The following is a 9,553-nucleotide window of genomic DNA, read 5'->3' on the forward strand; positions in this document are numbered from 1 at the left end:
TGAGCCTCGCCGACATGGATGTGCTGGCCCGCCTCTACGCCGCCGGCGGGCGCTGGCAGGGCGTCCAAGTCGTGCCGCGCGCGGGGTTGGAGGCGATGCAGGTCCGGACCTGGACCTACGATCCCGCGGCGCCCAACGGCGAGACCGACAACGGCCTCCTGCAAAGCTATGGCCTCGGCTGCGAGGCGCCGGTCGGACGGCCCGGTCCCGGCGGCGACGCCTTCTTCGGCGAGGGCACGGGCGACTGGCGCGGCCACTTCGGCGACGCCTACGGCTGGATCACCGGCCTCTTCTGGAACCGCCGCGACGGCCGGACCCTGGTCTATGCCATCAACGGCATGCCGCCGACCGACCGGCCGCGCGCGATCAGTTCCAGTCTGACTGCGCCTGAGGCGTCCCTGATCGCGCTCGCAACTGGCTGAGCAGGGCCGTCAGTATCGGGGCGGCAATCAGCACCAGGACAAGTGCAAGCGCCCGCATCGCGATGACGCCCTCGGGGTCCACGTCCCCGAAGCGATGATTTGATATCTCGACGAGCGCCTGGGTCCCAGCGATCGCCAATCCTCCGCCAACAACAAGCGCAATAGCGATCGCGACGAACGGATGAACGCGAAAGGCTGTCGCCGCGAGAGCGGCCACCGCGGGAATAGCCATGAGCAGCGGCACACCGTTGGAAGAACGGTCGAACATGAGTGCGCCTACAACGGCAAAGGCCACGAAGGCCACCGCGATGCTAATGCGCCAAAGAAGGTTCATCCCGCCTGCCCGCTCAAACGAAACAGGCCCGGAGGAGAACCCCCGGGCCTGCTGAAGTCTAGTCGCTTTGAAGCGAAGCTTATTTGATGCTGACGCTCGCGCCGGCTTCTTCGAGCTTCTTCTTGATCTCTTCGGCTTCCTGCTTGGAGACGTTTTCCTTCACGGCGGCCGGAGCGGCTTCCACCAGGTCCTTGGCTTCCTTCAGGCCGAGGTCCGGACGGACCGAGCGGACTTCCTTGATCACGTTGATCTTCTTGTCGCCACCGGCGGTCAGCATCACGGTGAACTCGGTCTGCTCTTCAGCGGCTTCGGCCGGAGCCGCGCCGCCGCCGGCGCCCGGAGCGGCGGCCACGGCCACCGGAGCGGCGGCGGAGACGCCCCACTTTTCTTCGAGCTTCTTGGAGAGCTCGGAAGCTTCCAGCACGGTCAGCTTGGACAGTTCGTCCACGAGGGTGTCGAGATTAGCCATTTGAGTTGATCCTTTGAGGTTTCGTGTGTTCGGGAAGGCGTTTTGCGAATTTGACGATCAGGCGGCGTCTTTGGCGGCGTAGGCGCCGACAACACGCGCGAGCTGGCCGGCCGGGGCCTGCATGATGCCGGCGATCTTGGTCGCAGGCGCCTGCAGGAGGCCGATGATCTTGCCGCGGAGCTGGTCGAGCGAGGGCAGGCTCGCGAGAGCCTTGATCGACGCCTTGTCCAGAACCTCGGTGCCCATCAGGCCGCCGACAACGGTGAACTTCTCGTTGTCCTTGGCATATTGGGTCGCGACCTTGGCGGCGGAGACAGCGTCGGGGGCGAAGGCGATCGCGACCGGGCCCTTGAAGAGGGCGTCGCCCGCTTCGCCGACCGAGCCGTTCAAGGCCTTCTGCACCAGAGTGTTCTTCACCACCTGCAGCTGGGCGCCTTCAGCACGAAGGCGGCCCCGCAGATCGGTCATTTCCGCAACGGTCAGACCCATGTAGTGGGTCACGACCACGGCGCCGGCGCCGTCGAACACGCCTTTCAGCGTCTCGATGGCTTCCTGCTTTTGAGCGCGGTCCATTGCGGTCTCCACATAGTCAGGTTCGACGCACGCGAATGCGCACGCCGGGTATCACCTGTCCGAAAGGAAAGCCGCGGGTCCGACGCGCGGCCGCAAAGCGGAAGCGCTGGCGAAACCTCTTCTTCCCGTCTCCCTGCGGCTGAAGGCGGGCCCGCCTTCACGTTCCGGTCCTGAGTGACCCCCAGGACTACGCAGTTCTTGGACAGGATGGGGTGCGGTGGTCTGCGCCCCGTCCATCGCTGCCCGAAGGCGGCGAAAACTTTAGAGCGGCGGGCTTTACAGGAAGACGCAGCGAAACTCAACCGCCGCAACCGTCGGGCCATTTGCGCTTCGACGCCTTTTGCCGTCAGATCGCCAGGCGCAGGCGAGGCCCGCATCCAGACGGGCCCCATACGCGAGGGAGACAGCCCATGGGCAAGCTCAGCGACCGCTATCCGTTCCCCGCGCCGGAAGGCAGCGTCTGGCACGTGCCGCAGGACTTCGACGTGGTCTTCAACTGGGACTACGCCGATGGCCGCGAGACCATGATGAGCCTCTACCGCAAGGGCGTGGAGATGCAGTGGGACGCCGAGACGCGGATCGACTGGACCCAGGAGCTCGACGAGGAGAACCCCGAGCAGCTGCCGGAAGAGATGCTGCCGATCTCCGGCATGGCCGAGTACGAGAAGATGTCGGCCAAGGAGAAGGCCACGGTGCGGCGCCACTTCCAGGGCTGGCAGATCAGCCAGTTCATGCAGGGCGAACATGGCGCGCTCATCTGCGCGGCCAAGATCGTCACCCAGGTGCCGGACGTGGACTCCAAGTTCTACGCCTCGACCCAGGTGATCGACGAGGCGCGCCACGTGGAGAGCTACAAGCGCCTGCTGGAAAAGTTCGGCGTCGCCTACCCGATGACCCCGCCGCTGCAGGAGCTGATCGACCAGGTGCTGCGCGACAGCCGCTGGGACATGACCTACCTCGGCATGCAGGTGGTGATCGAAGGCCTGGCGCTGGCCGCCTTCCAGCAGATCCGCGACCATGCCCAGAACCCGCTGGCCGCCGCGGTCAACGCCTATGTCATGCAGGACGAAAGCCGCCACGTGGCGTTCGGCCGCCTGGCGCTGCGCGACTTCTATCCGCAGCTGACCCAGGCCGAGCGCAACGAACGCGAGGAGTTCCTGCTGGAGGCCTGCTACCTGATGCGCGACCGCTTCGACGCGGTGGAGGTCTGGAAGACGCTGGGCCTGGATCCCGCCCGCTGCGCCGAGCACATGTACGATTCCGGCTTCATGGCGATGTTCCGCTCGTCGCTGTTCACCCGCATCGTCCCGATCGTGAAGGACATCGGCCTGTGGGGCGACACCATCCGCAACGGCTACGAGACCATGGGCATCATCGGCTTCGCCCAGGCCGACGTGCAGGCGCTGCAGGAGGCCGACGACACCATCGCCAAGGAGCACGACGCGCGGCGCGACTATGTGTCGAGCGTGATCCAGCGCGCCCAGGCGCTGGAAACCGCCTGACGCGGCGCTAGACGCGGCAGCGGACGATAGGGCCGTTCCAGAGATCGTCGTCGCGGTCGATCTCGTCCACCTGAGAGCCCGCGACCTCGGCCGCCACCCTGCGCCAGAACGGCAGGGCGCCGGTGTTCCTGCGCGCCACCGCCATCTCCCACTGGCCAGGCCGGTGGCCGAGGATCTTCACGGCCCCGGCCAGGCCCACGCCGAAGCGGCGGTGCTTGCGGGCGATCCAGAACTCCGCCACCGCGTGGTCCACCGGCAGCCCCGAATGGCTGAAGCGGTTGAGGAGCGCGAAGCCCGCCAGGAAGCCTTCCGTGCGGATGAACAGCGGCGTGCGGTCGGTGTCGGTCCAATAGCTGTCGAGGTAGGGGTACGGCGCGAACCGGCCGTCCTCCTGCAGCTCGCCCTCCTCCCGCCCGCCCCAGAAGTCGGAGAAGTCGTGGGTGTAGAGCTGGAACAGGTTCTCCAGCACCGGCTTCTGGGCCGGCTCGACGATGTGCAGGGTGACGTCGGCCATAACAGCCTCCTGGAACGAAAAAGGGAGCCCGCGTCGCCGCGAGCTCCCTGATTCAGAGTCGATCGGCGTGCGGCGTCTACGCGCCGGCCGAGGCCGTATCCACCTTGAAGCCCGGGCCCATCGTCGAGGAGAGGCTGATCTTCTTGATGTAGACGCCCTTGGCGCCGGTCGGCTTGGCCTTGTTCAGCGCATCGACGAGCGCCTTCACATTGGCCAGCAGCTGGTCTTCGGTGAACGAGGCCTTGCCGATGCCGGCGTGGATGATGCCGGTCTTTTCGGTGCGGAACTCGATGGCGCCGCCCTTGGCGTCCTTCACGGCTTGCCCCACGTTCATGGTCACCGTGCCGACGCGCGGGTTCGGCATCAGGCCGCGCGGGCCCAGGACCTTACCCAGACGGCCGACGAGGGCCATCATGTCGGGGGTGGCGATGACGCGGTCGAAGTCCATGAAGCCGCCCTGGATGCGTTCCACCAGGTCCTCGGCGCCGACGATGTCGGCTCCCGCGGCGGTCGCTTCGGCGGCCTTGGCTTCCTTGGCGATGACGGCGACGCGGACGTCGCGGCCGGTGCCCGAGGGCAGCGAGACCACGCCGCGGACCTGCTGGTCGGCGTGACGCGGGTCGACGCCCAGGTTGACGGCGATCTCGACGCTCTCGTCGAACTTGGCCTTGGCGTTTTCCTTGACCAGCTTGACGGCGGCTTCGACCGGATGGGCGACCGTGCGGTCGCCGGTCCAGGCCTTGATGCGCTTGGTGCTCGCCATGTCCTAGCGCTCCACGATCTCAAGACCCATCGAACGGGCCGAGCCCTCGATGATCTTGGCGGCGGCCTCAATGTCGTTGGCGTTGAGGTCCTTCATTTTCTTCTCGGCGATGTCGCGCAGCTGGGTGCGGCTGATCTTGCCGGCCACCGAGCGGCCCGGCTCCTTGGAGCCCGACTTCAGGTTCAGCGCCTGCTTGATGAAATAGGACGCCGGCGGGGTCTTGGTGACGAAGGTGAACGACTTGTCCTGGTAGACCGTGATCACGGTCGGCAGCGGCGTGCCGCGCTGTTCCTTCTCGGTGCGGGCGTTGAATTCCTTGCAGAAGCCCATGATGTTGACGCCGCGCTGACCCAGCGCCGGCCCGATGGGCGGCGAAGGCGTCGCGGCGCCCGCGGGCACCTGCAATTTGATATAGCCCAAGATCTTCTTGGCCATGCCTGTCTCCAATGCGGCGGCTCGTCAAAGCCACCTATGTGGCCGTGGTCCGGGCAGCCCCTCCCACGGATTTGATTTCGCAGCGAACCGCGAAGCCGGCGCTCATAGCAGCGATGGGCCGTGGAAACAACACGCGGTCGGTTGGAACACGAAGACCACGAAGGGCACGAAGACCACGAAGCTAGCGGACGAAGCGGCGAAGCCCTTGTTTAAGTTGGACGGCGTTGAAATTCAGGAGATAGCCAAGCCGAAGGCCGGAGAGCTTGAGGTAAGTAAGAAGTTGCGCCTCGTAGAGGCGCGAGATCGCCTCAGCGGCCTTCACCTCCACAATAACTTTGTCGGCGACAACGAGATCGAGACGATACCCAGCGTCCAGCCGAAGGCCTTCGTATTCGATGGGTAAGCCAACCTGCCGCCGAACTGAGAGGCCTCGGCCAGTCAGTTCATGAGCGAGGCAATGTTCGTAGGCCGACTCGAGTAGGCCGGGCCCCAGGGCGCGGTGGACCTTGATCGCACTGTCGAGCACCTGGCGGCCGACCGCCTCGATCTCCCGCGGAAGATTCAGTCGCCCTTCGTGATCTTCGCGCCCTTCGTGGTCTTCGTGTTCCAAAACCAGGGCCGCTCAGGAGATCAGGTGGTCTTTTCGACCTGGTTGTATTCGAGCTCGACGGGGGTGGCGCGGCCGAAGATGGAGACGGTGACGCGCAGGCGGGCGCGTTCCTCGTCGACCTGTTCCACCGAGCCGTTGAAGCTGGCGAACGGGCCGTCGGTGACGCGCACCTGCTCGCCGATCTCGAACTGGATGGTGGGCTTGGGCCGTTCCACGCCTTCTTCGATGGCGCCGATGATGCGGGCGACTTCCTTTTCGGAGACCGGCATCGGCTTGGAGCCGCTGCCCAGGAAGCCCGTCACCTTCGGGGTGTTCTTGATGAGGTGGTAGGCCTCGTCGGTGAGCTCCATCTTCACCAGCACATAGCCCGGGAAGAACTTGCGCTCGGCGTTGACCTTGCGGCCGCGGCGGATCTCCACGACGTCTTCGGTCGGCACCAGGATGTCGGAGAAGTTCTCGTCCAGCCCTTGCGTCTTGGCCTGCTCGCGGATGCTCTCGGCCACCTTCTTCTCGAAGTTCGAGTAGGCGTGGACGATGTACCACTTGTGGCGCGGGTTGGACGGGGCGGTGGTGGTTTCAGCGGCTTCGGACATGAGTTTGATCTTAGGCTCCGGACGCCAGCTTGAGAACTTCGTTGACGCTCGCGCTCACGCCGGCGTCGACGAGCCAGAAGAACAGCATCGAGATGGCGACCATGATCGCGACCATCACCGAGGTGATCCAGGTCTCGCGGCGGCTGGTCCAGGTGACCTTGCGGCCTTCGGTGCGGACCTCGCGGAAGAACTGCGCCAGGCTCGGGCGCTTCTTGGCGGGCGCGAGCGCCGCCGCCGACGGCGACGCCATCACCGCGGCGGTCTTGGCGGCGCGGTTGCGGATTGCTGACGGGTTAGTGCCCGGTTTCCTGGCCATGGCGGCTTCTTCGAACTCTCGCTTCTCTTAAGGGCCGCGGACGTCGCGCCCTTTCGTAGTCTCACATATAGGGTGGCAGGAGTGGAGGGACTCGAACCCCCGGCCCTCGGTTTTGGAGACCGATGCTCTACCAGCTGAGCTACACTCCTTCGGCCCCCGGCTATCAGACAGCAGCACGCGTTACATCGCGCCGCCCCCTTCATCGCCGGAGCCGGGTCGTTTAGCAGGGGCGCCCCTGTCGGGCAAGGGAGGCGCGGGCCAGGGGGATCGATTGCCGCGCCCCGACCGTTCCCCAGGCCTGACGCCAGCGCCCGCGGAGCCTTTCAACGATGCCGAACACCGACGCCCGCTACAACCGCGACGACGACCAGAAGCCGGGCTCCCCGCCCCGCCCGGCCACCGAGCCAGCCGGCGCTCACGGTTCCTCCCGCTCGGACAAGACCCGGACCGATCCGGCGACCGGCGAGCCTCGCAAGTCGCCGCCCAAGCCCGCCTGACGGCCCCCTGAGCCGCCTTGCCAGCAAGGCCGCGCCATGAGCCTGCGGATCGATGGCCGCCGCGCCTGGATGGTCTGCAGCGACAGCGACTTCCGCGGCCGCTGCCAGGTGTTCGACCACGACGTGCGCGACCTGCGCCAGTTCGGCCTGGGCGGGCAGATCAGCTCCATGCGGCCGGTCCGCTAGGATCGGCGATCCCGGGCCGCGAAACGCACGAAACGCGCGTCGCGAGCGCAATTTTGGCCTAGCGGCAAGCGCGAGGTCAGTCGTAGCTCTTTGGCTCGGGATTCATTCGGGATTTCAGCCATGACCGCGCTCGACCGCCGCCGCTTCCTGGCCGCCGCCACCGCCCTGGGCGCCAGCGCCGCCTGGAGCGGCGGCCGCGCCGCGCCGTCGCAGCTCAAGTGGACCGAGCGCCGTGACCTCTTCCCCCAAGGCGTCGCTTCGGGCGACCCCCAGCACGACAGCGTAATCCTGTGGACCCGGCGGCCTCCGACATCGGGCGAGCAGGCTCAGGCAAAGCTCGTCGCGGAAGTGGCGGAGGATGAGGCGTTCCAGCGCGTTGTCGCGAGCGCACCTGCCGCCCCGTCTGCTGAAAACGGCTGGACGGTTCGCGTCCTGGTCGGCGGCCTCAAGCCCAGCCGCGAGTACTGGTACCGCTTCGTCGATGCCAACGGCGCCGGCAGCCGGATCGGCCGCACGCTGACCGCGCCCGCGCCCGACGATCCGCGCGAGGTCCGCTTCGCCTTCGTCTCCTGCCAGGACGCCAACGCCGGGGCGATGAACGCCTGGGTGCGGATGCTCTACGAGGATCGCCAGGCGCCGCCGGACCGGCGGCTGGATTTCGTCTGCCACCTGGGCGACTTCATCTACGAGATCGTCTGGTACCCGGAGGATCGCCCGCAAGGCCGGTACGACCGAAAGATCCGCGACGTCGCCCGCTACCCGAACGGGGTAAAATTCCAGGACATGCACTACCCGACCACGCTCGACGACTACCGGGCGGTCTGGCTGGGTTACCTGAAGGACCCCGACCTGCAGGACGCGCGGGCGTGGTTCCCGTTCGTCAACATGGGCGACAACCACGAGTTCTCCTGGCGCGGCTATCAGTCGATCCAGAAGTTCGGGGACCAGGTGATCTGGGGCCAGACCCGCCGTGTGGCCGCCAACCAGGCCTGGTTCGAGCACCAGCCGGCGCGGGTGATCCACAAGGGCGCCCTGAACCGCTTCGACGCCCCGGACGTCGCCAACACCCCGGTCGCCGCCTTCGACGACCAGGGCCTGGGCCAGGAGCCCAACAACCTGGCCGCCATCGGCAGCCTCACGTCCTACCGCGCCCTGCGGTTCGGCAAGAACGTCGAGCTGTTCCTCACCGACCAGCACGCCTACCGCACCGAGGACCCCAACGACCGGCCCGAGGTCAATCCTCTGGGGCCGCCGCTGGCGGCCTTCCCTGAATTCCAGCCTCAGGAGCTGACGGAGATGCTGGACGCCGGCCGCGCCTACGATGGCGGCAAGCCGCCGGCCGAAATCCGCTTCGGCGACAAGGCGATCCCTAATTTCCGCAAGGATCAGGCGCCGGTGACCATGCTGGGCGCGACGCAGAAGGCCTGGTTCCTGAAGACGCTGAAGGCTTCAAAGGCCACGTGGAAGATCTGGGGCGCCACCAACGGCACACTGGAATTGCGCTGTGACTATCAGAACCTGCCGACCGGCCTCACCAAGCCGTGGCCGGGCGCCGGCTACGCCGACGGCGGCGGCGGCGACTGGTCCGGCTGCTACGCCGAGCGGGGCGAGCTCTACGATTTCGTTCGCGACAACAAGATCACCGGCTTCTCCGTCATCAGCGGCGATCGTCACAGCTTCTGGGCCGGCTATGCCGCCAAGGCGCTGCCGCCTAAGGCGTTCGAGCCGGTGGGCGTGGCGTTCATCACCGGGTCGATTTCGGCGGCCGGTATGGCCGAGGCCCTGGAGCACACCTTCCCCAAGGCGCACCCCTTGCGGGCCCTGTTCCTCGCCGACCGGCCAAACGCCAAGCCGGAGCACACCATGAACATGACGATGCGCCATGGCGTGCGCTCGGCGCTGGAGTACACCGCCAGCCGCGATGTCCTGAAGGCGCGCGCCCTCTCCAACCCTGACCTGTCGCCGCACCTGAAGTTCGTCGACATGGCTGGCCACGGCTACGCCATCGTCCGCGCCGGCCCGGCGGCTCTTGAGACAGAATTCGTCGCCATCGAACGCCCGATCGAGCGTAACCCGGCGCCGAACGGCGGCCCGCTGGAGTATCGCGTCGTCCACCGCGCCGCGCTGTGGAAAGCCGGCGAACGGCCGCATCTCGAGCAACGCATCCTCGAAGGCGACCCGAAACTGTCGATCTGAAAAGCAAAAGGCCGCCGGGGTTAGCCGGCGGCCTCTGCGTTACTGGATCCCCGCCTGCGCGGGGATGACTCGGAGCGCCTAGGCGCTCGCGGTCACTTGATGATCTTGGCCACGACGCCGGAGCCGACGGTCCGGCCGCCTTC

At 66.8% G+C, this 9,553-nt stretch carries 14 protein-coding genes and 1 tRNA gene; 5 read left to right on the forward strand and 10 right to left on the reverse strand.

The annotated features are described in order from the left end of the window. On the forward strand, positions 1-422 hold a 422-nt coding region (locus VKQ35_RS09370; RefSeq protein ID WP_324360848.1), incomplete at its 5' end, for a hypothetical protein. Here the strand turns inward: VKQ35_RS09370 and VKQ35_RS09375 are convergent. From VKQ35_RS09375 to rplJ, 3 genes are all read right to left on the reverse strand, one after another. Then, positions 367-756 (reverse strand): hypothetical protein, encoded by a 390-nt coding sequence (locus VKQ35_RS09375; protein ID WP_324360850.1) that lies wholly within the window; start codon positions 754-756, stop codon positions 367-369. The genes VKQ35_RS09370 and VKQ35_RS09375 overlap by 56 nt on opposite strands. Before the next feature lie 79 nt (positions 757-835). Next, positions 836-1,225 (reverse strand): 50S ribosomal protein L7/L12, encoded by a 390-nt coding sequence (rplL, locus tag VKQ35_RS09380; RefSeq protein WP_324360852.1) that lies wholly within the window; start codon positions 1,223-1,225, stop codon positions 836-838. Positions 1,226-1,282: 57 nt separating this feature from the next. Next, a complete protein-coding gene (gene rplJ, locus VKQ35_RS09385; RefSeq protein ID WP_324360854.1) occupies positions 1,283-1,798 on the reverse strand; it encodes a 50S ribosomal protein L10 in 516 nt (171 codons plus the stop codon). Between the two features lie 410 nt (positions 1,799-2,208). Between rplJ and VKQ35_RS09390 the strand changes: the two genes are divergently transcribed. Then, on the forward strand, positions 2,209-3,300 hold the full coding sequence (locus VKQ35_RS09390) for a ferritin-like domain-containing protein (RefSeq protein WP_324360856.1): 1,092 nt from the start codon (positions 2,209-2,211) through the stop codon (positions 3,298-3,300). Between the two features lie 7 nt (positions 3,301-3,307). Here the strand turns inward: VKQ35_RS09390 and VKQ35_RS09395 are convergent, their stop codons facing one another. The 7 genes from VKQ35_RS09395 to VKQ35_RS09425 all read right to left on the reverse strand — a co-directional run bounded on the left by VKQ35_RS09395 (position 3,308) and on the right by VKQ35_RS09425 (position 6,680). After that, a complete protein-coding gene (locus VKQ35_RS09395; protein WP_324360858.1) occupies positions 3,308-3,814 on the reverse strand; it encodes an acetyltransferase in 507 nt (168 codons plus the stop codon). A 76-nt stretch (positions 3,815-3,890) separates the two neighbouring features. Next, complete coding sequence (gene rplA, locus VKQ35_RS09400; RefSeq protein ID WP_324360860.1) at positions 3,891-4,577, reverse strand: 50S ribosomal protein L1; 687 nt, start codon at positions 4,575-4,577, stop codon at positions 3,891-3,893. A gap of 3 nt (positions 4,578-4,580) precedes the next feature. Then, positions 4,581-5,012: a 50S ribosomal protein L11 gene (rplK, locus tag VKQ35_RS09405; RefSeq protein ID WP_324360862.1), complete on the reverse strand. Its 432-nt coding sequence runs from the start codon at positions 5,010-5,012 to the stop codon at positions 4,581-4,583. Between the two features lie 181 nt (positions 5,013-5,193). Then, entirely contained in the window at positions 5,194-5,622 is a 429-nt protein-coding gene (locus tag VKQ35_RS09410) for a GxxExxY protein (protein ID WP_324360864.1), read from the reverse strand. A gap of 20 nt (positions 5,623-5,642) precedes the next feature. Further along, on the reverse strand, positions 5,643-6,215 hold the full coding sequence (nusG, locus tag VKQ35_RS09415; protein WP_324360866.1) for a transcription termination/antitermination protein NusG: 573 nt from the start codon (positions 6,213-6,215) through the stop codon (positions 5,643-5,645). A 10-nt stretch (positions 6,216-6,225) separates the two neighbouring features. After that, a complete protein-coding gene (gene secE, locus VKQ35_RS09420; protein WP_324360868.1) occupies positions 6,226-6,531 on the reverse strand; it encodes a preprotein translocase subunit SecE in 306 nt (101 codons plus the stop codon). A 73-nt stretch (positions 6,532-6,604) separates the two neighbouring features. Next, positions 6,605-6,680 (reverse strand) — tRNA-Trp (locus tag VKQ35_RS09425). Between the two features lie 180 nt (positions 6,681-6,860). Here VKQ35_RS09425 and VKQ35_RS09430 point away from each other — a divergent pair. From VKQ35_RS09430 to VKQ35_RS09440, 3 genes are all read left to right on the forward strand, one after another. Next, positions 6,861-7,028 (forward strand): hypothetical protein, encoded by a 168-nt coding sequence (locus VKQ35_RS09430; protein ID WP_324360870.1) that lies wholly within the window; start codon positions 6,861-6,863, stop codon positions 7,026-7,028. A gap of 36 nt (positions 7,029-7,064) precedes the next feature. Next, positions 7,065-7,214, forward strand: a complete 150-nt coding sequence (locus VKQ35_RS09435; protein WP_324360872.1) for a hypothetical protein — start codon at positions 7,065-7,067, stop codon at positions 7,212-7,214. 120 nt (positions 7,215-7,334) lie between these two features. Continuing rightward, complete coding sequence (locus VKQ35_RS09440) at positions 7,335-9,410, forward strand: alkaline phosphatase D family protein (protein WP_324360874.1); 2,076 nt, start codon at positions 7,335-7,337, stop codon at positions 9,408-9,410. Positions 9,411-9,553: the final 143 nt, after the last annotated feature.

The organism is Phenylobacterium sp. (genome assembly GCF_035309685.1).
Lineage (GTDB): Bacteria > Pseudomonadota > Alphaproteobacteria > Caulobacterales > Caulobacteraceae > Phenylobacterium.

Excerpts from the sequence above, each read along its gene's own strand:
- VKQ35_RS09435 (WP_324360872.1), top strand. The coding sequence starts at position 7,065 with ATGAGCCTGCGGATCGATGGCCGCCGCGCCTGGATGGTCTGCAGCGAC.
- nusG (WP_324360866.1), bottom strand. The coding sequence starts at position 6,215 with ATGTCCGAAGCCGCTGAAACCACCACCGCCCCGTCCAACCCGCGCCAC.
- VKQ35_RS09395 (WP_324360858.1), bottom strand. The coding sequence starts at position 3,814 with ATGGCCGACGTCACCCTGCACATCGTCGAGCCGGCCCAGAAGCCGGTG.
- secE (WP_324360868.1), bottom strand. The coding sequence starts at position 6,531 with ATGGCCAGGAAACCGGGCACTAACCCGTCAGCAATCCGCAACCGCGCC.
- VKQ35_RS09390 (WP_324360856.1), top strand. The coding sequence starts at position 2,209 with ATGGGCAAGCTCAGCGACCGCTATCCGTTCCCCGCGCCGGAAGGCAGC.
- rplK (WP_324360862.1), bottom strand. The coding sequence starts at position 5,012 with ATGGCCAAGAAGATCTTGGGCTATATCAAATTGCAGGTGCCCGCGGGC.
- rplA (WP_324360860.1), bottom strand. The coding sequence starts at position 4,577 with ATGGCGAGCACCAAGCGCATCAAGGCCTGGACCGGCGACCGCACGGTC.
- rplL (WP_324360852.1), bottom strand. The coding sequence starts at position 1,225 with ATGGCTAATCTCGACACCCTCGTGGACGAACTGTCCAAGCTGACCGTG.
- VKQ35_RS09440 (WP_324360874.1), top strand. The coding sequence starts at position 7,335 with ATGACCGCGCTCGACCGCCGCCGCTTCCTGGCCGCCGCCACCGCCCTG.
- VKQ35_RS09430 (WP_324360870.1), top strand. The coding sequence starts at position 6,861 with ATGCCGAACACCGACGCCCGCTACAACCGCGACGACGACCAGAAGCCG.
- VKQ35_RS09375 (WP_324360850.1), bottom strand. The coding sequence starts at position 756 with ATGAACCTTCTTTGGCGCATTAGCATCGCGGTGGCCTTCGTGGCCTTT.
- rplJ (WP_324360854.1), bottom strand. The coding sequence starts at position 1,798 with ATGGACCGCGCTCAAAAGCAGGAAGCCATCGAGACGCTGAAAGGCGTG.